A 25,809-nucleotide genomic window follows, 5' to 3' on the forward strand; every position below is an offset into this window, starting at 1 on the left:
CCGGACACCCCCGGAATCGGGGTGTCCGGGCCATCGCGGGGCGCGAGGTGGTCGAGCGGTAAGCCCCAGCGTGCGAGAAGCGTTGGTACGCGATGCGCGGTAACGCCGGCGTCCTGCACACCGGGCACTGCCTGCGCCTGGGTGAGGACGAGGTCGTCCGCAGCGCCGCCACCCGGGTGCACTTCGCGAACGTCACCGATGAGGAGATCGACGCCTACGTCGCGAGCGGCGAGCCGCTGGCCGTCGCGGGCGCGTTCACGATCGAGGGCCTCGGCGCCGCGTTCATCACGCGGATCGAGGGTGACCACCACAACGTCGTGCGCGTCAGCGTTCCCGTGCTGCTCGAGATGACGGTCGAGCTGGGCGTCGCCTGGACCGACCTGTGGCGCTGACGGCGCGTGAAACGCCGATGGGGCCGGGCATGGCGCCCGGCCCCATCGCGTCTCAGCAGTCCGTCAGCCCTTCTTGCGGACCAGCGTGACGGTCTTGCTCCTGCTCACCCCCTTGCCGGTGGCCGTGAACGTGACCTTCACCTTGACCGTGCTCTTCTTGCCGGCCTTGAGGGTCTTCTTCGGCTTGACGGTGATCTTGACGGTGCCGGCCTTCTTGGCCTTGACCGTCGCGGTCTTGACCTTCGTGCCCGACACCTTGACCACGCCCGCGCGGTTGACCTTGGCGTAGACCACGGCGGTGCCGTTGGCCTTCCTGACCACCTTGGTGATCGACACCTTCGGCGCCGGCACGCTCGGGCTCGGCTTGGATGGGCCGGCCTCGCCGCTGCCGCCCTTGGCGACCTTCAGGCTGAACGCCTTCGTCGTCGTGGTCCGGCCGGACGAGTCGGTCACCGTCGCGGTGATCTTCACCGTCTTGCCCGCCTGGTCGGCGCTGGGCACCCAGGAGAACGCGTACGGAGCGGAGGTGGCCGGCTCGGACTTCACGCCGTCGACGGTCAGCGTGACCGAGCGGACCGCGAAGTCGTCCCGAGCACGGACCAGCGGCGTCACCGTCTCGCCCGGCTTGACCGTCGAGCCGTCGATCGGATCGACGATCTCGGCCTTCGGACCCTCGTCGGTGACCTTGCCGACCTTCGTCGGCACCGACGCAGGCTGCGTGGAGGCACGCGAGCTGACGGTCACCGAGCCGCTGCCGGAGATCGCCTCGACGTTCTCGGCCGGATCGGCCGTGCCATCGGCGACCGGGTTGCTCCGGCCCAGGTAGCTCGAGCGCACGGTCACCGCCGCACCGGTGCGCGGACCCGAGCCGTCGGCGACGGCGTTGTACACGGAGAAGCCGTTGCCCTGGAACACGTTGGACGTGACCGTGAGCGCATTCGCAACCTCGGTCTTGGCGTCGGTCAGCAGCAGGCCGTAGGACTTCGACGGGACCTTGCCGTCGTAGTTGCCGGCGATGCGGCTGTCCTTCACCTCGCCTTCGGTGCCGTTGGCGTACTGGACACCGGTCTGGGCGAACACCTTGCTGGAGCTGCCCTGGACGACCGTGCCGTGCACGTAGCCGCGCTGGATCAGGTTGCGGCGCTGCGTGTTGGCCGCCGCGCCGTCCTTGCCGCTGCCACCGTCGAACAGGATGCCGCCGGACTGGTAGCCCTTGACGACGCTGTTCGCCACGGTCACGTCCGTCTCGACCGTGCCCGGTCCGTCGCCCTTGACGATGCCGGTCTGGACGATGCCCCAGCCGTGCGGGGCGTCGGCGAGCTCGTCGCCGTTCTTGGCGACCCGGAACGGACCCACGACGCTCTCGGAGACGCGGCCCGCAGCACCGAAGAAGGCGATGCCGGCCTCGGCCCACGTGGACCCGGAGGTCACGGTGACGCCCGAGATGTCGACGAACATCTCCGTGCTGTCGGTCGAGCCGAGCGACTGACGCGACACGGTGATGACGTTGCCGCCGCCGTCACGCAGGTACGGCACCTGGCCGGCCAGCGAGTCGAGCGACTGGTCCGGGCGGATGGTCACCTTGTCGGCGCCCGCGCCCTTGATCTTCAGCGGCTTGGTGATGGTCAGGCCGTTCTTCGCGCCGCTGGCGACCGGGTTGGACGCCGCGGTGATCGGCGTCGAGGACTCCTCGTAGACGCCCTCACAGACCACGATGGTGTCCCACGGAGCGGCGTGGTCGATCGCCGACTGGATGGACGTGAAGTTGGCGTCCGGGCACTGCGCCCGGTCGTTGTCGACCACCCAGGTCGTGTTGTTGTACTCGTGCGCGACCTGGTCCTTCAGCGCGTACTTGCCGGGCGCGATGTCGATGTCCTTGATGTAGTCGGCCGGATCGGCGCCCTTGGCGGCACCGTGGCCGGCGCCGTCGGCGACGTCGCCGTCGGAGAGGATCTTCGCCGTGCCGACCGCCTCCTGGAACCGCACGTCGGCGAGCTGGATCGACCCGGACTCCGGGGTGCCCTCGACGCCGAAGCGCAGCTCGACCTTCGCCAGCGACGAGATGTCGACACCCTTGGCGGCGAACTCGCTGAGCGGGACCCGGATCTGGTCGAGGACCATGTGCATGCGGGTCGTGGTGTTGCCGGTGCTCATGTGCAGGGCGTTGCCCCACCGCTCGTCACCGGCGTTCACCGTGGCCTCGCGGCCCTGCGTGTCGACCAGCGCGATCAGGAAGTCCTGCGTGGTCGCAGCGGGGTCGTAGGTCACCGGCAGCGGCTGACCGTTCTCGGTGCGCTGGGCACCGGGGTTGCGGTCGTCGAAGAAGTTCACGTCCGCGCTCATCGACAGCGCCTTCAGGCCGCTCACGTCACGGTCCTTCGCCGGGATCTGGGCGGTCAGCCTGGCCGACTGGCCCCCCTCCCACGCCAGCGCCAGCTGGCGACCGTAGGAGTGGTTGATCGGCGAGTTCTCACGCATGCCGCTTTGGCCGCCCAGGGCGTCCTTCGCCGGCAGCGGGCACGCCTTCTCGGCCGTCGGCAGGCTGCCCTTGCCCAGCTGCGCCGGGGCAAAGTCGTCGGGCTCGGGGTTGCACCAGTCGAAGCCACCGGCCGTGGCCTCGGGCACGGGGGCGCCGCCGTTCTTCAGGTACGGGTTGACGAACCCCTCGCCGCTGAGCGAGCCGCCCAGGGCGTTCTCGGTGAGCGGGTTGACGATCTCGGGACGGATCACGTCGACGCGCTCGGAGGCCGGCGGGAAGTAGTTCGTCGAGACGCGCTCCTCGCAGCCGATGCGGCGGCCGCTCTCGCTCGTCGGGCAAGCCGACTCGGGGATCTGCCGGTGGGAGTCGGTGTTCGACAGCTCGCCGGTCATGTAGGGATCGAACGCGCCCTCACCGCCGACGTAGCGGCGGAAGAAGGCCGACATCGTGGCCAGGCCGATCTTCTCCTGGTCGCCCATGCGCTCGGGGTCGCCGGAGATCTTGGTGTTGACCAGCGGGTTGTACGTGTCGGAGTTGTCGAGCACGTACGACGGCGGGTCGTAGCTGGCCGCGCCGGAGAGCCGGTGGTTGTTCGGCTGCACGTTGTTGCCGTTGGTCGGTCGCGAGTTGCCACACGCGGGATCGACCTGGGTGCCGCCGTCCTGTCCGTCGGCGAACCACACGGTGTTGAACCAGTTGTGGTTGGCGCCGAGGACGTACTGCTGCATCTTCGGGAACGGGTCGTCACCGTCGCGGTACTGGCTGCGCTCGAAGGTGCGCGCGCCCTGCAGGTTCGTGACGTCGCCCTCGCAGCCGGGCAGGATCGACAGGAACGGCACGCCGGTGGGCGCCTTGCGCTCGTAGTCGGTCGGCGCGAGCGCGATCACGCCGCGCAGCGGGTAGCGCGGGCCGTCGGTACGCGTCTGGTTGTAGTCGATGAAGTTGGTCACCGCGTCGCCACCGCGCGAGTGGCCCATCAGGCCGATGCGCGTGAGGTCGAGCGTGCCGGCGAGGGTGGTGCCGATCGTGGTGTGCGCGTCGACCGGCAGGCCGCCGGGCTCGTTGGCCGCGGTCAGGGCGTCGAGGGTGGCCGCGATGAGCTTGCGGCGCTGGTGCATGCCCTTGCCCATGTTGTTGTCCTGGCGCATCATCAGCTGGTCCTGCGACACCGAGAAGGTGGTGTAGCCCCAGGTGGCGAGGTTCTCACCGAGGTACGCGTAGCCCGCCTCGTTGCGCTTGAACTGCGTGCAGCTCGCGGTCGTCGAGTTCTGGCCGGCGTCACACGAGCCGTGGTTGCCGTGGACCAGGACGATCACCGGCGAGGGCTCGGTGCGGTTCGCCGGGCGGTACAGGGAGCCGCGGATCTCGAGCTTCTCGGCTGCCTGCGCGCTGCCCGCGGTGGGGGCCGAGCCGGACGAGTTCGGCTCCTGCAGGTCGACCAGGCCCAGCTTGGTCTCCTGGATGGTCTGCACGCCGTAGGAGCCGCGCTCCATCGGGTCGGGCAGGTCGTCGTAGAGCGTGGAGGTGGACGAGGCCACGGCCGATGGGGCGGCCGTGGCAGTACCGACGGAGACCGTCGGCGCGACCAGGGCACACGCCAGTGCCGCGGTCAGAAGCGCCGCGCGGCGCCTCGCGGGGAAGGGGGACATGAATGCCTCCAGCACAGGGGGAAGGGACGCGCTCACGTTAGGGATCCTGTGTTACATCCACGTAATCCCACGTTTCCCAACAGTCACGAACTCGACGAATCCGCGCGTCATACGTCTCACGGATGCGCGGATCGGTTCACTCATGAGCCTCGGCGTGGGAGAATGGAACACGATGACCACCTCACAGCGCCCCCGACGCCACCTCGCAAGCAGCCCGTTCCCCAAGAAGCCCGATGTTGCCGCAGAGACCTACGAGACAGGAGCCCGGGTGTCGCACGATACCTACGGCCTCGGTCGCGTCCTGAGTGTCCAGGGCCAGAACTCGGTCCAGGTCGACTTCGGCAACGGCTCGATGCACATTCCGTTGCCGTGCCGCCAGATGACGGCGCTCTGACCCCAGAGCGCTTCCCTACTCGACCGGCAGACCGAGCGAGCGGGCGATCAGCATCCGCTGGACCTCGCTCGTCCCCTCGCCGATCTCGAGGATCTTGGCGTCGCGGTAGAACCGCGCCACCGGGTACTCCTCCATGAATCCGTAGCCGCCGAACACCTGCGTCGCCGTTCGCGTCGCCGTCACGGCGGCTTCGGAGCTGTACAGCTTCGCCACCGACGCGGCCTGCTTGAAGCGGGCCCCGGTGATTCCCGCGTCCTTCATCGCCGCTGCCTGATAGGTCAGCGCCCGTGTCGCGTCCGCCATGACCTTGAGGTCGGCGATCTGGAACGCCACGCCCTGCTTGCGCCCGATCGGCCCGCCGAACGTCTGCCTCTCCCCCGCGTACTGCACGCACGCCTCGAGGCAGGCCTCGATGAGACCGAGGGCCAGCGCCGAGATCGCCACGCGGCCGTCGTCCAGTGTGGCCAGGAACTGGGCGTAACCGCGCCCCCGCTCGCCCAGCAGGTGGTCCGCCGGGACGCGAGCGCCCGTGAACGACAGCGGGTGGGTGTCGCTGATGTGCCAGCCCAGCTTGTCGTAGCCGGGCTCGGCCACGAACCCCGGCGTGCCGGACGGCACGACGATCGCCGAGATCTCGGGACGTCCGTCCTCACGGGTGCCCGTGCGCGCGGTGACCGTGACGAGCGAGGTGATCTCACTGCCGGAGTTGGTGATGAACTGCTTCGCCCCGTCGACGACCCACTCGTCGCCGTCCAGGACCGCCTTCGTCGCCGTGGCGCCGGCGTCGGAGCCCGCGCCGGGCTCGGTCAGCCCGAAGCCGGCCAGCGCCCGCCCGGCCACGAGGTCGGGCAGCCAGCGCTCCTTCTGCTCGGCGGTGCCGAACGTCTGGATGGGGTTGATGCCCAGGCCGACGCCGGCCTCGAGGGTGATGCCCATCGACTGGTCGACGCGGCCCAGCTCCTCGATGGCGATGCACAGGCTGGTGAAGTCGGCGCCGGAGCCGCCGAACTCCTCGGGAGCCGTCAGACCGAACAGGCCGAGGTCGCCCATCGCGCGGACGACGTCCACCGGGAAGTGGTGCGCCTTGTCCCAGTCAGCGACGTGGGGAGCGATCCGCTCGGCCGCAAAGGAGCGCACGACGTGGCGGAAGTCCTCGTGCTCGCGTGACAGTTCGAAGTCCATGCCCGCAGGTTAACAGGCATTAACCACGTTGTGGTCGAGCCCACGTCTGCACTCCGAAACCACACACTTTAGACTCGCGACTGCCATCAGACTCGAGGAGTATTCGTGAGCAAGCCCCTGCAGAAGGTCCTGATCGCCAACCGTGGCGAGATCGCCGTGCGTGTGATCCGTGCCGCGAAGGACGCCGGCATCGCCAGCGTGGCGGTCTATGCCGAGCCCGACCGCGACGCCCTGTTCGTCCGGCTGGCCGACGAGGCCTACTCGCTCGAGGGGTCCACCCCCGGCGACTCCTACCTCGACATCGGCAAGATCCTGGCCGTGGCCGAGCGCAGCGGCGCCGACAGCGTGCACCCGGGCTACGGCTTCCTGTCCGAGAACGCCGAATTCGCCCAGGCCGTCATCGACGCCGGGCTGACCTGGATCGGTCCCCCGCCCTCCGCCATCGACGCCCTCGGCGACAAGGCGAAGGCCAAGCAGATCGCCCTGGCCGCCGGCGCGCCCCTGGCCCCGGGCCTCAAGGACGCCGTCAAGGACGCCGACGAGATCGTCGCGTTCGCCCGGGAGAACGGCCTGCCGGTCGCCATCAAGGCCGTGTTCGGCGGTGGCGGTCGCGGCCTCAAGGTCGCCCGCACGCTCGAGGAGATCCCCGAGCTCTACGACTCGGCCGTCCGTGAGGCCGTCGCGGCCTTCGGTCGTGGCGAGTGCCTCGTCGAGAAGTTCCTCGAGAAGCCGCGCCACGTCGAGACCCAGTGCCTGGCCGACCAGCACGGCAACGTCGTCGTCGTCTCGACGCGTGACTGCTCGCTGCAGCGCCGCCACCAGAAGCTCGTCGAGGAGGCGCCCGCGCCGTTCCTGTCCGACGAGCAGATCGAGAGCCTCTACACCTCCAGCAAGGCGATCCTGAAGGAAGCCGGCTACGTCGGCGCCGGCACCTGCGAGTTCCTCGTGGGCATGGACGGCACGATCAGCTTCCTCGAGGTCAACACCCGCCTGCAGGTCGAGCACCCCGTCTCCGAGGAGGTCGCCGGTGTCGACCTCGTCCGCGAGATGTTCCGCATCGCCGCCGGCGAGGAGCTGGGCTACGACGATCCGGCACTGCGCGGCCACTCGATCGAGTTCCGCATCAACGCCGAGGACGGCGGCCGCGGCTTCCTGCCCGCACCCGGCACCCTCACCAAGTGGGACCCGCCGGCCGGTCCGGGCATCCGTGTCGACTCGGGCTACGTCGAGGGTGAGACCATCCCCGGCGCATTCGACTCGCTCGTCGCCAAGCTGATCGTCACCGGCGCCACCCGCGAGCAGGCCATCGAGCGCTCGCGCCGCGCGCTGGCCGAGTTCGAGGTCGACGGCATGCCCACGGTCATCCCGTTCCACCGCTCGGTGCTCGACGACCCGGCGTACAACGCCTCAAACGGCTCGTTCGACGTCTACACGACCTGGATCGAGACCGAGTACGACAACCAGCTCGAGCCGTACAGCGGCGAGCACGGCTCCGATGAGGCCGGCGAGCGCGAGCGCGTCACCGTCGAGGTCGGCGGCAAGCGCGTCGAGGTCGTCCTGCCCGGCGGCCTGGGCGCCAGCGCCGCCGCCGCGGGCGGTGGCAAGAAGGCCAAGCGCAAGGGCGGCAAGTCCGCCGGCGCCGCGGCCAGCGGCGACTCGCTGACGTCGCCGATGCAGGGCACCGTCGTCAAGCTCGCCGTCGAGGAGGGCCAGGAGGTCGCCGAGGGCGATCTGGTCGTCGTCATCGAGGCGATGAAGATGGAGCAGCCCATCAACGCCCACAAGGCCGGCTCGGTCGTGGGCCTGGTGGCCGTCATCGGCGAGACCATCGGCGCCGGCGCGGTGATCGCTGACATCAAGGACGCCTGAGACACACCCGCAACGCACGAAGCCCCGGCCTGATGGCCGGGGCTTCGTCGTGTGCGGGGAGCTGGTGGGTCAGGAGGCGCGACGCTCGCCCTCACGGGCGGCGCGGGTGTCGGGCGAGACGCCCGGCGTGGAGGCGGGGGCGTGGTGATCGACCTCGCCGAAGGCGACACCGGCCGCCCAGACGACGAGCGTGACGACGACCCACGTGCCCCAGCCGTGGATGGCGAAGCCCGAGTCGGGCACGATCACGTCGGTCAGCGCCAGCGCGATCGCGGTGAGCGCCAGTCCACCGGTGATCGTCGAGACCCGCAGCCAGCGCGAGCTGGTCACCCGGAGGGCGACCGTGCGGAGCGCGACGCTGAGGACGGTGAACAGCACGACCGCGACGACCCACCAACCGGGCGTCAGCGTGAAACCGTCGAGGATCCACGCGGCCAGGCCGAGCGCGAGCGCGTTGGCCAGAGCAGCGGTGACGATCGTGATCCAGAGGCGGGCACTCAGCATGGGACGATCATCCCACTGCCGGATCTCAGAAGCCGAACCAGTCCGACTTCAGGCCGAAGGCCCAGCGAGCGTCGACGCCGGAGATCGTCTTGCTGGCCTTGGACCCCTTGAGGGTCATCGAGACCACGCGGCCACCCTGGTCGCCGTGCCCGTTGCGTCGAGTGACCGTGATCGACTTCAGGGTGCCGATCGCGTACTTCTTCTGGATCGCGGCGGCGGTGACCGTCTGGCTCCAGGCGTGGTTCTTGTTGCCGCTCCAGTTGTCCCACGGGTCGCTGACGGGCTTCAGGTAGGGCATCGAGCCCGCGTTCGTGAAGCCACCCGACGAGCTCGAGAACTGCGTCAGCGCCGGCTCGCCCTTGTACGTCAGGATCTTGCCGTTCGTCCCGGCGATCGCGTCGTTGGTGCGCTTGGTCTCGTCGGCGTAGCCGCCGTAGACCTGGCACGAGACCGTGTCGCAGATGTCGAAGTGCTTCTTGGAGCCGAGGTACCGCGAGCCGAACGTGCGCGCGGCGACGGACTGCGCCTTGAGCGCCTCCATGCTCCAGCTGGCGGGCATCTCACGCGCCACGACGCCACGCAGGTAGGCCTCGAGGCTGAGCACGTTGACGGTGTCGCGGGTGGTGGCGGTGGGCCGGGTCGAGCGCAGCGCGCCGCGGTAGGCCCGCGTGGAGCCGTTCGGCAGGACGAGGCTGATCGTCGCCGGGCCCTCGAACTGGGCATCGCCGGAGAACGTGGTGTGGGCGTACCACTTCGAGCCCGACTTGTAGGACAGCGTGCTCTTCTTCGCGTCGCCCTTCGTCAGGTCGATGGACCAGGCCGAGACGGCGCGGCCGCTGACCGAGGTCGGCAGCACGGTCACGGCGTTGCCGGTCAGGCGGCGGAACTTCAGGCCGGACTTCGGCAGCACGTGCACCGAGTTGCCCGTGTCGGCCGAGATCTGCACGCGGATCGTGGCGGACTTCGTGCTGAGCGTCGTCCCCGGGTAGTACTTGCGCAGGATCGCGTCGTACTTCTGGCCGGCGCGGGCGCCGCCCTCGGCGCCGTACTGGCTCATGCCGATGCCGTGGCCGTAGCCGTGGCCCTTGAAGACGACCTTGCCGCTCGACGGCGTCACGGCGTTCTTGGCCGACGCCTTCGGAGCCGGCTTCGGGGCGGGCTTGGGGGCGGGCTTCGGCTTCGGCTTCGCCGCGGCCGCCGTCAGCGGACGCGTGGCCGCCGTCGGGTACGGAGCCTTCGTGTAGGCGCTGGCCCGCTCCTTGTTGGGGTAGCTGACGGACACGCGGATCCGGTAGCGGGTGTTCGGCTTGAGCTTCGTGATCTTGATCGAGTTGGTGCGCGTCATCAGGTAGCGCGCGCCCGACGACTTGCCCGACTGGATGATCTGCACCCGGTAGCCCGGAGCGCCCGCCTGAGCCTTCCACGTGAGCTTCAGCGCCTTCCGGCCACGCGAGGTGGCGCGGACGCCCGAGGGGGCCGTGAACGCCTTCGTACGGGCCGTGGGGAACGGCTTGGCCGTGTACGGGCTGAGCCGCTTCTTCGGCGACGGCTGGTAGACCGAGACGCGGAAGACGTGGACCCGGCGCGCGTGCAGCCCGGTGATCGTGGCGCGGTTGGTCGAGACGTTGTAGAACTTCGCGCCCTTCGAGCTGCCCGTGGGCGAGACCGCGAGGCGGTAGTGGGTGGCCCCGGCGACCTTGTTCCACGTGACCGTCGCCGTGGTCGGGGTCGTGCTGACCTTGACGCCGGTGGGGGTCTTGAGGTTCTTCACCGGCGCGGGCGTCGGCTTCGGGGTCGGCTTCGGGGCGGGGGCGGCCGCGGGCGCACCGGCAGCCGAGGCGGCCTTCGACGTGTACGTGTGCGCGCGGTCGCGCAGGCCGCCGACGGCGCTGATCCAGGCGTAGCCGTGCTTGCCGGGGCACGCGGTCGACTTCACGTCACGGTGTCCGTTGATGACCTGGTACTTCTTGCCGCCGGCGGTGTAGGTCCCCTTGGCCTTGGCGCCGAAGAACTTCAGTCGCCAGCCGACCAGCTTGACCACGGAGGTCTTCATCGCCGCGCTGGGCTGCGCGTGGTCGAAGTGACCCATCATCGAGACGCCGGTCGCGTACTGGTTGACGGCCTCGACGCCGGAGTGCGCGGCGCGGACCTGCTTGGTCATGCCGCCCTTGCGGCCCTCGAAGATCTGGCCGAACCGGTCGACCAGGAAGTTGTAGCCGATGTCGCACCAGCCGTGTCCCTTGACGTGGTACGACTGGTAGCTCCGCACGAGCGCGGCCGACTCGGCCTTCGTGTAGGTGTTGGAGCCCGCCGTGTGGTGGATGACGACGCCGAGCGCCTTCGGGCGCGTCACCGGGGCGCTGCAGCTGGTGCCGGCCCCGGCCTTCCACTGCGCGCGGGTGATGATCGACGGCATCGGCACGACCTTGGGCGTGCCGTCGGCCGCGACCGACTCGGTCTGGTTGTCCGGGACGCCGTCGGTGCCCTCCTGCGGCAGTTCCTCGGTGTCCTCGACCGCCGGGCTGAAAACCGCCGGGCTGAACGGCGTGACGATCTCCGACTTCCCCGGATCGATCGTCGTCACCTTGACGCCCGAGAGCGTGCCGGAGCCGGCCTTCACGTCGACGGCGATGCCGTCGGCGGGGGCGTCGGTCCACAGCGGCTCGGTCCCGGGGCGTCCGCCCTCCGTGCTGTCCTCGATGCCCAGCGTCTGCCACGCGCTCCACGTGCCCTTCGTGCGCACCTGAACGCGCACGGAGACGTCCTGTGCATCCGCCTCGGCGTCCCAGGTCACCCCGACCATGCGGAACGGGTCGACGGCCTTGCGCTCGACCGCACCGCCGGAGCCCTCCTTCGGGGCCGTCTCGACGGGGGTCTGCTCGACCTCGACCTCCTCGGAGACCGGTGCCTTCGTGGTCGCCTCATCGGGCGTCTCGGCCTGGGCCGGGGTGGGTCGCGTCTCGACGATGTCGGTTCCGGCGGCCTGCGCGGGGGCAGGCAGGAGCAGGGTCGCTCCGACGAGGGCGATCGTGGTCAGACCGATGCTGCAGCGGGTCGGCCAGGAATGCATGGGGGAAGTCCATTCTGTGGCGAGTAAAGCTGGTGCTCGTGTGACACACGGAGCACACGCATCACAACACACATCAGGAGAGCGTTCCAGCACTTTGGGTCTGACCTGCGAAACCACACGCGTGTGATTACAGCGGTGGCGGGCTGAAATTCAACTACTGGTTCAGACTTGTCGGTGCAGCCGGCGAGCGACCTCGCTGACGGTGCCGGACATCGAGGGATAGACGCTGAAGGCGTCGGCGACGTGGTCGACCGTCAGCGACGCCGAGACGGCGACCGAGACGGTGTGGATCAGCTCGCTGGCCCGCGGTCCGACCACCACTCCCCCGATCAGGGTGCCGATCCCCTGGCGCGCGTAGAGCTTGACGAAGCCGTCGTGGACGCCCTGCATCTTGGCTCGCGGGTTCGCGGTGATCGGCAGCATCGCCGTGTCGACGAGCAGGCCCTGCTCGTCGACCTGGCGCTGGCCGACGCCCACCGCGGCGATCTCGGGGGACGTGAAGATGTTGCTGGAGACCTTGCGCAGGTCCAGCGGGTGGACGGCGTCGCCGAGCAGGTGCGCCATCGCGATGCGGCCCTGCTGGGCGGCGACCGAGGCCAGCATGAAGACACCGGTGCAGTCGCCGGCCGCGTAGACGCCGGGGATGTTGGTGCGCGAGACCTTGTCGACCGAGATGAAGCCGCCGTCGTCGGTGTCGATCCCGACCTCCTCGAGGCCGAGGTCGGCGGTGTTCGGGATCGAGCCCAGCGCGAGCAGGCAGTGCGACCCGGTGACCGTGCGGCCGTCGGTGAGGGTGACGACGACCTGGTCGCCCTCACGCCGCGTGGACGCCATGCGGGACTTGCCCAGGACGTTCATCCCGCGCCGGGTGAAGACCTCTTCGATCAGGGTGGCCGCGTCGGGGTCCTCACCGGGCAGCACGCGGTCACGGCTGGACACCAGCGTGACCTCGGCCCCCAGGCCGTTGTAGGCGCTGGCGAACTCGGCGCCGGTGACGCCCGAGCCGACGACGATCATGTGCTCGGGCAGCTCGCGCAGGCCGTAGACCTGCTCCCACGTGAGGATGCGCTCGCCGTCGGGCTGGGCATCGGGGCTGACGCGCGGATGGGCGCCGGTCGCGATGAGGATGCCGTCGGCCGCCAGCCGGACCTCCCCGTCGGGCGTCGAGGCGATGACCTCGCGTGCGTCGGAGATGCGGGCGGTGCCGCGCAGGATCGTGACCCCGGTGGAGGCGACGCGCTCGGCGATGTCGTCCGACTGGGCCTGGGCCAGACCCAGCACGCGGTCGTTCACCGACGCGAGGTCGGCGCGAGGCGCCCGCGGCACCTCGACGCCCAGCTCGGCCGACCGGCTGACCTCGTGCAGGAGGTCGGAGGTCGCGATCAGCGTCTTGCTGGGGACGCAGTCGGTCAGGACGGTCGAGCCGCCCATCCCGTCACGCTCGACCAGCGTGACCTCGGCCCCCAGCCGCCGGGCGACCAGCGCCGCTTCGTATCCGCCGGGTCCGCCACCGATGATCACGACATGAGCCATGGCTCGATTGTCCCGCATCCGGCGGAGGACTCCCGCGAGGGTCTCTCAGCGGGCGTAGCGCGGCAGCTGGGTCGAGAGCTCCTCGAACAGGCCACCGTTCAGACCGAAGACGACCTTGACCTCCTCGACGACACGCTGCTGGTCGCGCTCGGTGAGCGGCAGGGCGTCGAGCGCGGCGCGGTAGGCGTCCTTGTACGGCTTGGGCTTGGGCACGGCGTCGAACTGGTAGAACGCGATGCCCTGGCCCTCGGGGAGGTCGAAGGTGCGCGCCAGGATCCGGCCGATCGCCTGTCCACCGGACAGGTCGCCCAGGTAGCGCGTGTAGTGGTGCGCGACGAACAGCACGGGATCGGCGGCCGAGGCCTCGACGCGGGCGACGTAGCGGTCGACGGCGGAGCTCTGGATCGCGGGCACACCGGCGGCGCCGGACCAGTACGCGAGGTCCTGGTCGATCGCGGCGAGGCGATGGATGGCCGGGTCGATCACGGCGCCGGCGATCGGGTCGTCCGCCAGCGCGGCGCCCACCGACTCGAGCGCGGCGTAGATCGGGCGCAGCATCGCGAGGTACTCGGTGTAGCCGGTCTCGTTGACCTTGCCGTCGAGCAGGAACGACATGAAGTTGGAACTCTCGGCGTCCTTGTGCTCGGCCTGGGACCCCTCGCGCATCAGCACGGACAGCCCGGTTTCGGTCGGCAGCACGGTCATGATCGCCCTCTCTGGTGGATGTGCCTCAATGATATGACACATTGTCAGATCAAGATGACACTGTGTCCGAAAGACCACGATGTGGGACGACGATCAGGTGGCCGTCCGGGGTGTCGGTCAGCACGTGCACGGCGATGCCGTAGACGGACTCGACGCGCTCGGGCGTCAGCACCTCGGCGGGCGTGCCCACGCTGACCATGCGGCCACCGGCGAGCATCGCGATCCGATCGGCGCGCGCCGCCGCCAGCGACAGGTCGTGCAGCACGACGATCACGGCGCGGCCCGCAGCAGCGAGGTCACGGGCGACGACCATGACCTCCTCCTGGTGGCGCAGGTCCAGCGCGGCCGTCGGCTCGTCCAGCAGGACGACGTCGGTCTGCTGGGCCAGCACGCGTGCCAGCGAAGCGCGGGCCTTCTCACCACCCGAGAGGGCCGTGAACGGGCGATCGAGCAGATGGGCGATGTCGGTGCGGTCGACGGCCTCGGCGATCGCCGCGTCGTCCTGCTCCGCCGTCGTGCGACCCACCCACGGGGAGCGACCCATCTCGACGACCTCGCGCACCGTGAACGGGAACGACACCTGGTTGGCCTGCAGCAGCACACCACGCGCCCGGGCCAGGTCGGCAGGTGACCACTGCGCGAGCGGACGGCCCTGGAGCCGGACCTCGCCGCTCTCGACGGCGACGTCGCCGGTCAGGGTGCCGAGCAGCGTCGACTTGCCGGCGCCGTTCGGACCGACGAGAGCCAGCACCTCGCCGTGGTGGACGTCCAGATCGACGCCGTGCACGATCTCGCGGCCGCCCAGGCGGCACGTGACGCCGCGGACCTCGTAGGCGGCGCTCATGCCCATCCCCCGGCCTTCGCGCGCGTCGTGCGCACGAGGTAGAAGAAGAAGGGTCCGCCGATGAGGGACGTCAGCAGGCCGATCGGCAGGTCCGAGCCCGTGACCAGCGTGCGGGCCAGCAGGTCGGCCCACACCAGCAGGGCGGCGCCGCCGAGCATGCTCGCCACCAGCAGCGTGCGGTGCGACGGCCCCAGCAGCATGCGCACCAGGTGCGGCACCACGAGACCCACGAACGAGATGATCCCGGCGAAGGCGACGGCCACGCCGGTCAGCAGGGCGACCAGCAGGATCGACCCGACGCGCAGTCGCTCGACCCGCAGTCCCAGGTGCGCCGCCGTGCGCTCGCCCAGCGAGAGCAGGTCGTACTTTCGGGCCAGCGCGATGCCGACCAGGCACGTGGGCAGGCCGATGAGGCCGACGATCAGCACCTCGCTCCACCGTGAGCCGTTCATCGAGCCGAGCTGCCAGAAAACGATCTGCTCACGCGAGCCCGTGTCGGCCGCGAACATGACCAGGGCGAGGCCGGCACCCGCGAACGCGTTGACCGCGATGCCCGTCAGCAGCAGGGTCACGACCTCCGTGCGGCCTCCGACCCGGGCGGTGGCGTAGACCAGGACCGTCGCCGCGAAGCCGCCGGCGAAGGCCATGATCGCGACCGCCCAGCCGCCGAACGCTGTGAGGCCGAACGCGATCGCGGCGGCCGCGCCGAGAGCGGCGCCGGCGGACACGCCGACGACACCGGGTTCGGCCAGGGGATTGCCGAAGATCGCCTGCATGACCGCACCGGCGACCGCCAGCGTGGCGCCGACGAGGATGCTCATCGTGACGCGCGGGAAGCGGATCTGCAGGAGCGTCTGCTCGATGATCGTGTCATCGGGGCGCCACGAGGTGTCGATGCCGATCCCGTGCAGGAGGGCGCCCGCGACGTCACGCATGCTGACCGGCAACTGCCCGACGGTCGCCGACACGAACGTGCCGGCGACCAGCAGGACGGCGAAGCCGACGAGGACCAGCGTGCGACGACCGGTGCTCACCACGTGCGGATCACTTCTGCGCCTCCGGGACGTAGATCGCGCGGCCGAGGGCCTCGACGACACCGGCGGTCCGGGGACCGAACGCGAGGATGTCACCGTCGGCCATGTCGACGAAGCGCTTGGTCTGGCCGGCGGGCGTCAGGGCGATCGCCGGCTTCTCCTCGAGCAGTCCGTCGATGCCGCCGGAGGACTCCAGTCCGTGCGTCATCAACAGGATGAGATCGGGCTTGGCCTTGATGATCGCCTCGTCGGTGAGCGGCTGCATCGCCTTCCAGCCCAGCTCCTTGGCGACGTCGACGCCGCCCAGGGACTTGACCAGATCGCCCACGCCGGAGTCGTCGGCGAACAGGTAGTAGACGCCGGAGTTGCCGCGCAGGTAGAGGAAGACCATGCGCAGGCGCTCGGACTTCTTCTCGGGGACGAAGCGCTCGACCTGCGCCCGCGCGTCGTCGATGTCGGTCTGCAGGCGCTCGGCCAGGGCCGCGCCGGTCTTCGGCAGGCCCACGACCTCGGCCACGTCGCGGGCGAGGCGGACCGCGCCGTCGAAGGTCGACTCCCGCTCGACGAAGACGACGGGGACACCCGTGTCGGCCAGTTGCTCGACGACGTCGCGCGGGCCCATCGATCCGTCGGTGATGATGACGGTCGGCTTCTGCGCGAGGACGGCCTCGGCGTTGACTGCGTGACCCTCGGAGGTGATGAGGGGCAGGTTCTCGGCGCCGGGGAAGTCCGTCGACCGGTCGCGGGCGACCAGCTGGTCGCCGAGACCGAGCCCGAAGAGGGTGGAGGCGATCGAGCCGGACATGTCGAACGCGACGATGCGCGAGGTGTCGGTGATCTTGACCTTCACGTCGCCGGAGCGGACGTGCGAGGTCACGGTGGCGGGGAGCGTCGGCTGCTCGCCGACGTCGATCGGCTCGACCTCGCGCTCGGACAGCATCGCCGTGCTGGGCCCGGTGATGTCCTGGGGCGCCTGCTTCGCCTCGAGCTCGGAGAGGGGCGGCAGGTTGACGCCCTCGCCGGGGTCGCTGCCATCGGCAGCTCCGCCGCATGCGGCGAGCGAGGCGGTCAGGACGACCGAGGCGAGTGTCGCGACGAGGCGCTTCATGCCTTGACCTCCCGGCGGCGCATGATCAGGACGGTCGCGCCGATGGCGGCGAGCGCGCCGAGCAGCCCGCCCCCGACCCACGGGACCCACTGCGGCAGCGCGGTACCTGAGGTGGTGTCGAACTCCTCGGGATCGAGGACGACGGCCTGCTCCTCGTCGGCGGCGGTCGCCGCGGCCGTGCCGCAGTCCTTCGACACCGTGAAGCTCAGGGTCATCGGGTCCAGCCCGGTGCCGGCCTCGTAGTTCGAGAACGCGGCGCTGCCGGCGCTGGTGAGGGTGGCCGGGATGTCGCTGATGGTCACGCGGTCGCCCTGCTGGGTGCGGTCGCCCGCCGCCAGGTCGAGGTCGGCGAACGGCACGCCCGTGAGGGTGCGGCTGTCGTTCTTGCCGGCGACCGCCGCGTCCATGGTGCCGCCGGTGTAGTCGACCGTGAGCACCGCGGCCTTCTCGTCGGTGAACCGGACGACCGGGTTCTCGATCACCGTGTCCAGCGCGCCGTCGTGGCCGGTGAACTCGATGGCACCGCCGAAGCCGAGCTCGCCCGCGCGGGTCTTCTCGTCCAGCACGCCGGCGCCCTTCGACCAGGTGAACTCGGGCGTCTCGTAGCTGGCGCCGTCGCGAGTGGTCCAGTCGCCGTTGGCGATGGCCCCCGAGACGTAGGCGCGGAACGACTCCTTGAAGCCCCAGTCGAGCCGGCCCTCGGTCAGCTTGCAGCCGACGATCTCGTCCGCCGCGGCGACGTCGATCACGACACCGCGATCGACCGAGCCCTGGAACGTCAGAGTGTGTTTCCCGGGCTCGACGGTGGCGGGGATCGTGCCGGTCCAGGTCGCCCGGCCGGTGGCGTCGGCGGTGACGTTGTCGGCCAGGACGACCGGCGTCGAGTAGAGCACCACGCGGATGCCCGTCTCGTTCGGCAGGAAGCCGGTGCCCGAGGCCGTGACCTCGTCGCCCGCCTGGATCTCGTCCTGCTCGACGACCAGGCCCGCCGCGGCGGGCGGGGCGGGCGGCGCCGTCCACTCGTCCTTGGCGTTGGCGGAGGCGACCCGCGTCGTGCCGCCGGCGGGGGGCGCGGCGGCGACCGTGCCGACCGAGAAGGTCACGGGGTCCAGCACCGTGCCCTGCGGGTAGAAGCCACGGCCCTTGTAGGCGAAGACCGCCGTGCCGGCCGCTGTGAGGGTCGCCGGGGCGCCCGCGTAGCGGACCCAGCCGGTCTCGGTGCTCTTGCGCGCATGGCTCAGGTTCAGGGTGGCGATGTCGAGCCGACCCATGCCGCTGACGTTCGCGCTGAGCACGGCCGAGATCGGGGACGTGACGCGGACGGACGGCTGCGAGACCGTGCGATCGAGCGTGCCGTCGTGACCGTAGAAGCTCACGGCGCCGCCGTAGGACGTGGTGCCGGTGGCGTTCGGCGGCGTGGCCGTCGTGGAGGCCTGGCCGAAGCGGTAGGCGCCGCCCGCGGCGGTGGCGCCGCCCGAGACCGACACGGTGCCCTTCGCGATCGGGCCGATGACGTAGGTGTTCCAGCTGGCCTTGACGCCCCAGCTCAGCTCGCCGACCTTGCCGCCGCGCTTGGCCGCCGCGCGCTCGCGGTCGACGCCGGGCTTCGCGGGCTTGGCGGGCTTGCTGGAGTCCGGCTTCGCGGGCTGGTCCGCGCCGCCCGGGCGCGACGGCTTGGTGGGCGTCGAACCGAAGTCGAGGCCCACGGCGTTCTCGACGTCGAACGTCGCACTGACCGGATCGAGAGCGTCGCCCGGCTTGTAGAAGGGGCTTCCCCGGTAGGCGAAGAGCTTGTTGCCGGCGACGGACAGCGTCGCGGGCGCGTCGGTGATCGTGACCTTGCCCTTCGCGGTGGTCACGCGGCCCTTGAGGTCGAGCGTCGCGACGGTGACACCCTTGAGCGTCTCGCCCTCGCTGTTGATCGCGTCCATGACGACCTTGCCGCCGCCACCGGTGGTGAACACGATGCGCGGTGACGAGAGCGTCAGGTTCATGGCGTAGTGGTCGCCCTCGTAGTGCCCGCGGAAGCGAACGACGCCCTTCGCGCCGGCGTCCACGGTGTTCTTCGCCCAGGTGCCCGAGGGCTGCCGGAAGACGAACCGGCCGCCGTCGAGGGTCGCGGGTGCGGTCGTCGTGATCGAGCCGTCGGCCAGCATGCCGACGTAGCCGCGGTACGAGGACTTGATGCCCCACGAGATCGTGCCGCCGGTGACCCGGTCCGAGACCGGCTCCTGCGGGCCAGGGGTGGGCTCCGGGGTGGGCTCGGTCGTCGGCTCCGGGGTGGGCTCGGTCGTCGGCTCCGGAGTGGGCTCGGGGGTCGTTCCCGGAGTGGGCTCGGGGGTCGGCGCTGCGGCCAGCTGGAGGCTGGCGTCGAAGCCGTCGACCGCCTGGCCCTCTTCGTACTGGGCGCCGAGGACGCCCGCTCCCCCGGCGGTCAGCGTCGTGGGCGCGCCGCTGATGCGGACCGTCGTGCCCTGCACCTCTTGGTGACCCGCGAGGTCGACGTCGGCGAAGTGGACGGACTTGGCAGCGTCGTTCTTGACCGTGACGTCGAAGAACAGCTTCGCCTTGTTGCCGTCCACCTCGAGCCGCGGGGAGGCGAGGGTGAAGTCGAGGACGCCGGCATGGGCGGTGAATCGCACCGCGCCCTTCGCCTCGAAGGACGCGCCGGAGCCCCACGCTCCGGAGGCCTGGGGGAACGTCGTCTGCGTGCCGTCGTCGGTCGCCGGACCGGAGGGCGTGACCTCGCCACCGGCAAACGGGCTGCCGAGGTAGGACCGGAACGACTCCTTCACGCCCCACGAGATCGTGCCCCCCGTGACCGGGGTCGACGGTTCGGCGGCGGCGTCCGCGCGCATCGTGGGCACCGCGACGAAGCACAGCGCGGCAGCGAGAACAACGGCGAAGAGCGATCGCATCCGAGGCGCTTCTGCAGTCCGGTCTGACACAGGTTCTCCCGTCGGGTCCGGCCGGGGACCCAGTGAGGTGAGGCTAACTTGAGCGAGTATAAGGTGTGCCTTACCTACCGCGGCCGACGGGTGCGCCGGCCTCCTCGAAAGGAACTGCATGACCCCCTCGACCCTGACCCGTGGGCGACGCCTGCTGGCCGCCACGACCGCCACGGCACTGGCCGCCGGCGTCCTGGCCCTCGCGCCCACCACCGCCCACGCCGCGGCCCCCGCCGGTGGCTCCACCCTCCAGTGGAAGATCTCCGACCAGTTCACCAACCACTTCGCGGACCGCACCCTCGGCGGAGGCGCGACCGAGACGGCCGACGGGACCGTCTCGTTCGTCTCGGGCGCGACGTCCCACGACGCGAGCACCGGCATCACCGAGGTCGACTACAAGGGCTCGGTCACCGGAGCCTTCGTCATGACCGGCACGCGCTACTACGAGGTCACCGTCGCCAACCCGACCGTCGAGGTCTCGGCGAACGGCGCCGGCCAGATCACCGCCGAGGTCTCCTCCGAGCAGTTCCAGGCCCAGGGCCCCTCCTCGCCCCCCGGCTCGACCCCGCCGAAGCGCGTGACAGTGACGGAGTTCTCCGCGGGCGCCTCCACCTGGAGCACCGTCGGTGGCCTGAAGACGCTGACCAGCACGCCGAACTGGGCGGGCGTCCTGCCCGCCGGCAGCCCCGAGGCCACGGCCCTGGGCATCACCGCCGCTGATCGACCGGTCGACGGCAAGTCCTTCCACCCGGACTTCCTCGAGGCCCTGTACCCCGGCACCCGTGCGCACTTCTACTTCACCAGCGGCTCGGACGCCAAGGCGCCTGCCCGCTTCACCGCGTCGATCCCGGCGGCCCACTCGGCCTCGGCCGCGAACGTCTCGACCCGGTACGGCAAGGGCGGCGCCATCAGCGTCACCGCTCCGATCGCCGGCCGCGTCAGCGTGGCGGGACTCGGCAGCCAGAACGCCGCCGCGGGCCAGACCGTCCGCTTCGCCCTGCCGCGCAACCTCACCGCCGGCACGAAGCGCTACACGGTGACATTCGCCCCGAACGCCGTGAACCTCTCGGCCTCCGCCCGGACGGTCACCGTGAAGATCGCCAAGGTCGCCGCCTCCAAGGCCAAGGTCAAGGTCAGCAAGAAGCCCACCTCGAAGAAGAAGGGCAAGGCCGTCGTCAGCGTCAAGGGCGTCTCCGGCGGCGCGGCTCCGACCGGCAAGGTCCGCGTCAAGCTGACCAAGGGCAAGAAGAGCAAGTACGTCACGGTCAACCTGGTCAAGGGCAAGCGCACCGCCACCCTGCCGAAGCTCGCGAAGGGCAAGTGGACGGTTCGCGCCGCCTACCTCGGCAACGCCAACTACACGAAGCGCGGCTACGTGAAGGTGGGGACGGTCAAGGTCACCAAGTGACCCGCTGACCTGTCAGTCGCGATCGGCCGACACTGCTGCGAGGACGAACCTCGTGGTGGTGTCGGCCGACGCATGTCTGGCCGACAGCGTCGCGTGCAGCAGCGAGACGATCGCGTCGACGTCGTCCACGGCGAACTCGCCCTGCGCCGCGCCGTCGATGAGGATCTGGCGCAGCACCTGCTCGACCGCGACGACGTGCTCGCGCATCGCCATCACGGACTCCGGCGACAGCATGGCGCGCAGCTCCGGGCCGAGCCCGATGTGGAAGTCCTTCGACGTGTCGACGTGATGCCGCACGTAGGTCTCGAGCCGGGCGGTGGGCGTCGTCTGGTTGGCGAGCGACTCGTTCAACTGGTCGAGGTAGCGACCCGTCTCCTCCGTGGCGAAGGCGACGACGACCGCTTCCTTGTCCTTGAAGTGGTTGTACAGCGACGAGCGTCCGACCTTCGCGTGCGCCGCCAGATCGGCCATCGTGATCGCGTCGAAGGGGCGGTCCTGCAGGAGCTCGACCAACGCGTCGAAGACCCGCCGTCGCATGGCGACGCGATGCTCCTCCAGCGACTCTCCGATGATCTTCGGCACGCTCGTAGGCTACCCGCGCCGCTCCCGACCGGCCGGTCGGCCGCGCGCCCGCGTCCACGCCGACAGCGGTCGATAGGCTGAGCCGGTGAGCCCCTACGAACTCGCCCGCGAAGCCGCCGACGTCCTGCGTGACCGCACCGGAGGTGGTGACCACGATGTCGCCCTGGTGATGGGGTCGGGCTGGCTGCCGGCCGCCGACGCCCTCGGCGAGCCCGAGTTCGAGATCCCGACCGAGGAGCTGCCCGGCTTCAGCAAGCCGGCCGTCGCCGGACACGGCGGCACGATCCGCTCCGTCCGCGTGGGCGACCTGCGTGCCCTGGTCTTCCTGGGCCGCACCCACTTCTACGAGGGCAAGGGCGTCGCGTCCGTCGTCCACGGCGTTCGCACGGCTGCGGCCGCCGGCGTCCGGACGATGGTCCTGACGAACGGCTGCGGCGGCCTCAACCCGGCCTGGACACCCGGGACGCCGGTGCTCATCAGCGACCACATCAACCTGACCGCGACATCGCCCATCGTCGGCGCGAACTTCGTCGACCTCACCGACCTGTACGCGAAGCGCCTGCGCGACCTCGTGCGCGAGGTCGAGCCGGACATCGACGAGGGCGTCTACGTCCAGTTCCCCGGACCGCACTACGAGACCCCGGCCGAGGTCAAGATGGCGGGCGTGCTCGGTGGCGACCTCGTGGGCATGTCCACCACGCTCGAGGCGATCGCGGCCCGCGAGGCCGGCATGGAGGTGCTCGGCATCTCGCTGGTCACCAACCTCGCCGCCGGCATCTCGGACGCTCCGCTGAACCACGAAGAGGTGCTCGAGGCCGGCAAGTCCGCCGCCACGCGCATGGGCGCGCTCCTCGCCGACCTGCTCCCCCGCGTCTGAGGGCTACGGCGTCTCGCGCCCAGTCGGCGGCGCGATGTCGCCCGGTCCCCCGCCCGGATACGGTGGACGGATGGACCCGCTCGACGCTGCCCGGGACTGGATCTCGCAGGATCCCGACCCGCAGACCCGTGACGAACTGACCACCCTGATCGACACGGGCGACGGCGCCGAGATCGCGGCGCGCTTCGCCGGCCGGCTGCAGTTCGGCACCGCCGGCCTGCGCGGCGAGCTGGGCGCCGGTCCGATGCGGATGAACCGCGTCACGGTGGCCCGCGCCGCTGCCGGCCTGGCCCGGCACCTGCTCGACACCGCGCCCGAGCCCAGCGTCGTGATCGGGTACGACGCCCGCACGAACTCCGACGTCTTCGCCCGCGACACCGCCGAGATCATGCAGGCGATGGGCGTGCGCGCGCTGCTGCTGCCCGAGTACCTGCCCACGCCGGTGCTGGCGTTCGCGATCGGGCACCTCGGCGCCTCGGCCGGCGTCATGGTCACCGCCTCGCACAACCCGCCGCGCGACAACGGCTACAAGGTCTACCTCGCCGACACGAGCCAGATCGTGCCGCCCGTCGACGGTCAGATCGCCGCCTGCATCGACGCGGTCGGCCGGGTCGACGAGCTGGGTCGCGACACCGGCTACACGGTGCTGGGACCCGAGGTGGCCGAGGCGTATCTCGACGCCGTCGCGGCCCTCGTCCCGGACGGACCTCGCGAGCTCGTGGTCGCCTACACGCCGATGCACGGCGTCGGCGGACACTCGATGGCACAGGTCGCCGAGCGCTCCGGGTTCGCGGACCTCCACGTCGTCGAGGCACAGGCGCGCCCCGACCCCGCCTTCCCGACGGTCGCCTTCCCCAACCCCGAGGAGCCTGGCGCGATGGACCTCGCGCTCGAGCTGGCGGCCTCGGTCGACGCAGACGTCGTCATCGCCAACGACCCGGACGCCGATCGGTGCGCCGTCGGCGTCCGCACCGAGGGCGGGCACCGGATGCTCACCGGCGACCAGGTGGGCGCGCTGCTGGCCGAGTCGCTGCTGAGCCGGGGCGTCGAGGGCACCTACGCGTGCTCGATCGTCTCGTCCGACCTGCTGGGACGCCAGGCCGCCGCGCACCAGCAGCCGTGGCAGCAGACGCTGACCGGCTTCAAGTGGATCGGCAAGGTCGAGGGGCTCGTCTTCGGCTACGAGGAGGCGCTGGGCTACTGCGTCGCTCCGCACATCGCGCGGGACAAGGACGGCATGTCCGCCGCCGTGCTGATCATGGCGCTGGCCGCCTCGCTCAAGGCCCAGGGCCGCACCCTCCTCGACCTGCTGGACGACATCTACCGTCGTCACGGCTGGCACGCGACCGGCCAGCTCGCGGTCCGGGTCGACGACCTGTCGATCATCGCGACGGCGATGGAGCGGCTGCGCACCGATCCTCCGGCGACGCTGGCCGGCGTCGCGGTCACGTCGCTGGACGACCTCGAGCTGGGATACCAAGGACTGCCGCCCACCGACGGCGTGCGACTGGGGCTGGACGGCGGCAGCCGCATCATCTGCCGTCCGTCCGGCACCGAGCCCAAGCTGAAGTGCTACGTCGAGGCCGTGACCGCGGTCGGCGACAGTCTCGAGGAGGCTCGCGAGACCGCGGCCGCCACGGTCGACGCGATCATCGCCGACCTGTCGGCCTATCTGGGTCTGGTCTGATTCAGACCCGGTGAGTGGCGGGCCGCCGCCGAGGCGTCGGAGTCATGCGGCAGAGGAGCCGAGGGAGTGCGACTATGCCGCGCTCACGACGAGGGAGTCCCCGGCGGCGGCGTCCGTGGCGCGGGCGAGTCGAACCCGCGTCGGCTCGCCGTGGGGCAGAACCGCGTGAGCGCAACGAGAATCGCGCATGGCCGCCCCCTCCCGTACGAACCCTTGGTGCCGGACTTGCTCACCACTCCCATCAAGCCTCAGTCCGCCCAGGGGGCCTGTCAATTCGAGGAGACACCCTTTTCGGGGCGGTCTCGGCGGATGCCGACCTCGTGACGTACTACCGTGACGCCAAGATCACGGTGACGGACGAAGGGGGCGGGCAGGGTGTCGGGACACGGCGAGGTTCTCGCGCTCTTCCGGCGGCACGGGCCGCTGACGAGGGCGCAGGTCGTCGAGCTGTCCGGACTCTCCCGCGCCACCGCCACGCACCGTCTCGAGGCGCTCGTCCAGGCCGGGCTCATCCGGCATGAGGCCGCGGATCGCAGCACGGGCGGCCGGCCCGCCAGTGTGTTCGACCTCGCCGAGAACCGCGGCAGCCTCCTGGTGGCCGACATCGGCAGCAGCCACGCGCGGTACGGCCTGGCCGACCTGGCCGGCCGTGTCCTGACCGCGCTCGACGACGACATCGCCATCGACGACGGGCCCGACGCCGTCCTCTCCCGCGTGCTCGCCGCCTTCGACGCCCTCACGGCCGACGACGTGCCCCCGGTCCTCGGCGTGGCCATCGGCGTCCCGGGGCCCGTCGACCATCGCACCGGACGCCTGGTCAGCCCGCCCACGATGATCGGCTGGGACGGGTACGACGTCGCCGCACCGATCAGCGAGCACATCACCGCACCGGTCGTGGTCGACAAGGACGCCAACCTGGTCGCCCTGGGCGTGCACCGTGCGCTGCGCTCCGAAGCCGTCCACGGCGCCGACGACCTGCTGGTCATCAAGGTCGGCATGGGCATCGGCGCCGGCATCATCTCGCGCGGCCGGGTCCTGCACGGAGCGCGGGGCGGCGCCGGCGACCTCGGACACATCCCCCACGACGACGGGCCGAAGTGCCGGTGCGGCCAGCTCGGGTGCGCCGAGGCCTCGGCCGGCGCGTGGGCCATCGCCGCCCACCTGCGCGATCTCGGCCACAACGTCCGGACCTCCGCCGACGTCGTCGCCCTGGCCCGAAGCGGCGACCGCGACGCACTCTCCAGCCTGCGCGACGCGGGCCGGCGCCTGGGCGACGTCGTCGTCGAGGCGGTCGGCGTGCTGAACCCCGCGATGGTCGTCGTGGGCGGCGACCTCGCCGAGGCCGGCGACCTGCTGGTCGACGGGGTGCGCGAGCGCGTCTTCGAGCGATCCCACCCGCTGGCCACCACCGATCTGTCGGTGATCGCCTCCCCCTTGGGCGCCGATGCGGGTCTGCTGGGCGCCGCCCAGATGGCCGCCGACGCCGCCCTCTCGCCCGAGCGCGTCGAGGTCCTCGTCGGCTCCTGACGCAGGCGCCCCAACGG

At 70.8% G+C, this 25,809-nt stretch carries 17 protein-coding genes and 1 pseudogene; 7 read left to right on the forward strand and 11 right to left on the reverse strand.

The annotated features are described in order from the left end of the window. Positions 1 to 89: 89 nt before the first annotated feature. A pseudogene (locus NP095_RS12520) lies at positions 90 to 392 on the forward strand (Maf family protein); the annotation flags it as partial. A gap of 63 nt (positions 393 to 455) precedes the next feature. Here the strand turns inward: NP095_RS12520 and NP095_RS12525 are convergent. Then, a complete protein-coding gene (locus NP095_RS12525) occupies positions 456 to 4,520 on the reverse strand; it encodes an Ig-like domain-containing protein (RefSeq protein ID WP_232419492.1) in 4,065 nt (1,354 codons plus the stop codon). 172 nt (positions 4,521 to 4,692) lie between these two features. Between NP095_RS12525 and NP095_RS12530 the strand changes: the two genes are divergently transcribed. Next, positions 4,693 to 4,914: a hypothetical protein gene (locus NP095_RS12530; RefSeq protein WP_232419491.1), complete on the forward strand. Its 222-nt coding sequence runs from the start codon at positions 4,693 to 4,695 to the stop codon at positions 4,912 to 4,914. Positions 4,915 to 4,929: 15 nt separating this feature from the next. On the opposite strand, the gene NP095_RS12535 is transcribed toward NP095_RS12530, so the two are convergent. Further along, a complete protein-coding gene (locus NP095_RS12535) occupies positions 4,930 to 6,096 on the reverse strand; it encodes an acyl-CoA dehydrogenase family protein (RefSeq protein WP_232419490.1) in 1,167 nt (388 codons plus the stop codon). Positions 6,097 to 6,201: 105 nt separating this feature from the next. Here NP095_RS12535 and NP095_RS12540 point away from each other — a divergent pair, with 105 nt between their 5' ends. Next, positions 6,202 to 7,965, forward strand: a complete 1,764-nt coding sequence (locus NP095_RS12540; RefSeq protein WP_232419489.1) for an acetyl/propionyl/methylcrotonyl-CoA carboxylase subunit alpha — start codon at positions 6,202 to 6,204, stop codon at positions 7,963 to 7,965. 69 nt (positions 7,966 to 8,034) lie between these two features. Here the strand turns inward: NP095_RS12540 and NP095_RS12545 are convergent, their stop codons facing one another. The 8 genes from NP095_RS12545 to NP095_RS12580 all read right to left on the reverse strand — a co-directional run bounded on the left by NP095_RS12545 (position 8,035) and on the right by NP095_RS12580 (position 19,681). Continuing rightward, positions 8,035 to 8,469 (reverse strand): phage holin family protein, encoded by a 435-nt coding sequence (locus NP095_RS12545; RefSeq protein ID WP_232419486.1) that lies wholly within the window; start codon positions 8,467 to 8,469, stop codon positions 8,035 to 8,037. A gap of 25 nt (positions 8,470 to 8,494) precedes the next feature. Further along, positions 8,495 to 11,539 (reverse strand): SpoIID/LytB domain-containing protein, encoded by a 3,045-nt coding sequence (locus NP095_RS12550; RefSeq protein WP_232419484.1) that lies wholly within the window; start codon positions 11,537 to 11,539, stop codon positions 8,495 to 8,497. A gap of 162 nt (positions 11,540 to 11,701) precedes the next feature. After that, complete coding sequence (locus tag NP095_RS12555; protein WP_232419480.1) at positions 11,702 to 13,072, reverse strand: NAD(P)H-quinone dehydrogenase; 1,371 nt, start codon at positions 13,070 to 13,072, stop codon at positions 11,702 to 11,704. A 45-nt stretch (positions 13,073 to 13,117) separates the two neighbouring features. Then, positions 13,118 to 13,777 (reverse strand): biliverdin-producing heme oxygenase, encoded by a 660-nt coding sequence (locus tag NP095_RS12560; protein WP_232419477.1) that lies wholly within the window; start codon positions 13,775 to 13,777, stop codon positions 13,118 to 13,120. 49 nt (positions 13,778 to 13,826) lie between these two features. Continuing rightward, positions 13,827 to 14,621: a heme ABC transporter ATP-binding protein gene (locus NP095_RS12565; RefSeq protein WP_232419475.1), complete on the reverse strand. Its 795-nt coding sequence runs from the start codon at positions 14,619 to 14,621 to the stop codon at positions 13,827 to 13,829. Continuing rightward, positions 14,618 to 15,655, reverse strand: coding sequence for a FecCD family ABC transporter permease (locus NP095_RS12570; RefSeq protein WP_256766095.1), 1,038 nt, complete (start codon positions 15,653 to 15,655; stop codon positions 14,618 to 14,620). The genes NP095_RS12565 and NP095_RS12570 overlap by 4 nt, the downstream gene beginning before the upstream one ends. A 10-nt stretch (positions 15,656 to 15,665) precedes the next feature. Further along, positions 15,666 to 16,763, reverse strand: coding sequence for a heme/hemin ABC transporter substrate-binding protein (locus NP095_RS12575; protein WP_232419472.1), 1,098 nt, complete (start codon positions 16,761 to 16,763; stop codon positions 15,666 to 15,668). Further along, on the reverse strand, positions 16,760 to 19,681 hold the full coding sequence (locus tag NP095_RS12580) for an HtaA domain-containing protein (protein ID WP_232419469.1): 2,922 nt from the start codon (positions 19,679 to 19,681) through the stop codon (positions 16,760 to 16,762). The genes NP095_RS12575 and NP095_RS12580 overlap by 4 nt, the downstream gene beginning before the upstream one ends. Before the next feature lie 148 nt (positions 19,682 to 19,829). On the opposite strand from NP095_RS12580, the gene NP095_RS12585 reads away from it, so the two are divergent. Beyond that, positions 19,830 to 21,119 (forward strand): HtaA domain-containing protein, encoded by a 1,290-nt coding sequence (locus NP095_RS12585; protein ID WP_232419467.1) that lies wholly within the window; start codon positions 19,830 to 19,832, stop codon positions 21,117 to 21,119. 12 nt (positions 21,120 to 21,131) lie between these two features. Here NP095_RS12585 and NP095_RS12590 read toward each other — a convergent pair whose 3' ends face one another. Further along, positions 21,132 to 21,701, reverse strand: a complete 570-nt coding sequence (locus NP095_RS12590; protein WP_232419465.1) for a TetR/AcrR family transcriptional regulator — start codon at positions 21,699 to 21,701, stop codon at positions 21,132 to 21,134. 85 nt (positions 21,702 to 21,786) lie between these two features. On the opposite strand from NP095_RS12590, the gene NP095_RS12595 reads away from it, so the two are divergent. The 3 genes from NP095_RS12595 (at position 21,787) to NP095_RS12605 (ending at position 25,792) form a co-directional block, all read left to right on the forward strand. Beyond that, positions 21,787 to 22,578, forward strand: coding sequence for a purine-nucleoside phosphorylase (locus NP095_RS12595; protein WP_232419464.1), 792 nt, complete (start codon positions 21,787 to 21,789; stop codon positions 22,576 to 22,578). 70 nt (positions 22,579 to 22,648) lie between these two features. Then, positions 22,649 to 24,265: a phospho-sugar mutase gene (locus NP095_RS12600; RefSeq protein ID WP_232419461.1), complete on the forward strand. Its 1,617-nt coding sequence runs from the start codon at positions 22,649 to 22,651 to the stop codon at positions 24,263 to 24,265. A 375-nt stretch (positions 24,266 to 24,640) separates the two neighbouring features. After that, on the forward strand, positions 24,641 to 25,792 hold the full coding sequence (locus NP095_RS12605; protein ID WP_232419460.1) for an ROK family transcriptional regulator: 1,152 nt from the start codon (positions 24,641 to 24,643) through the stop codon (positions 25,790 to 25,792). Positions 25,793 to 25,809 lie beyond the last annotated feature (17 nt).

The organism is Aeromicrobium duanguangcaii, assembly GCF_024508295.1.
Classification (GTDB): domain Bacteria; phylum Actinomycetota; class Actinomycetes; order Propionibacteriales; family Nocardioidaceae; genus Aeromicrobium; species Aeromicrobium duanguangcaii.

Bases quoted from the DNA above. Each gene is read 5' to 3' on its own strand.
- NP095_RS12585 (WP_232419467.1), top strand. From the start codon at position 19,830: ATGACCCCCTCGACCCTGACCCGTGGGCGACGCCTGCTGGCCGCCACG.
- NP095_RS12530 (WP_232419491.1), top strand. From the start codon at position 4,693: ATGACCACCTCACAGCGCCCCCGACGCCACCTCGCAAGCAGCCCGTTC.
- NP095_RS12535 (WP_232419490.1), bottom strand. From the start codon at position 6,096: ATGGACTTCGAACTGTCACGCGAGCACGAGGACTTCCGCCACGTCGTG.
- NP095_RS12550 (WP_232419484.1), bottom strand. From the start codon at position 11,539: ATGCATTCCTGGCCGACCCGCTGCAGCATCGGTCTGACCACGATCGCC.
- NP095_RS12555 (WP_232419480.1), bottom strand. From the start codon at position 13,072: ATGGCTCATGTCGTGATCATCGGTGGCGGACCCGGCGGATACGAAGCG.
- NP095_RS12560 (WP_232419477.1), bottom strand. From the start codon at position 13,777: ATGACCGTGCTGCCGACCGAAACCGGGCTGTCCGTGCTGATGCGCGAG.
- NP095_RS12575 (WP_232419472.1), bottom strand. From the start codon at position 16,763: ATGAAGCGCCTCGTCGCGACACTCGCCTCGGTCGTCCTGACCGCCTCG.
- NP095_RS12525 (WP_232419492.1), bottom strand. From the start codon at position 4,520: ATGTCCCCCTTCCCCGCGAGGCGCCGCGCGGCGCTTCTGACCGCGGCA.
- NP095_RS12580 (WP_232419469.1), bottom strand. From the start codon at position 19,681: ATGCGATCGCTCTTCGCCGTTGTTCTCGCTGCCGCGCTGTGCTTCGTC.
- NP095_RS12565 (WP_232419475.1), bottom strand. From the start codon at position 14,621: ATGAGCGCCGCCTACGAGGTCCGCGGCGTCACGTGCCGCCTGGGCGGC.
- NP095_RS12545 (WP_232419486.1), bottom strand. From the start codon at position 8,469: ATGCTGAGTGCCCGCCTCTGGATCACGATCGTCACCGCTGCTCTGGCC.
- NP095_RS12600 (WP_232419461.1), top strand. From the start codon at position 22,649: ATGGACCCGCTCGACGCTGCCCGGGACTGGATCTCGCAGGATCCCGAC.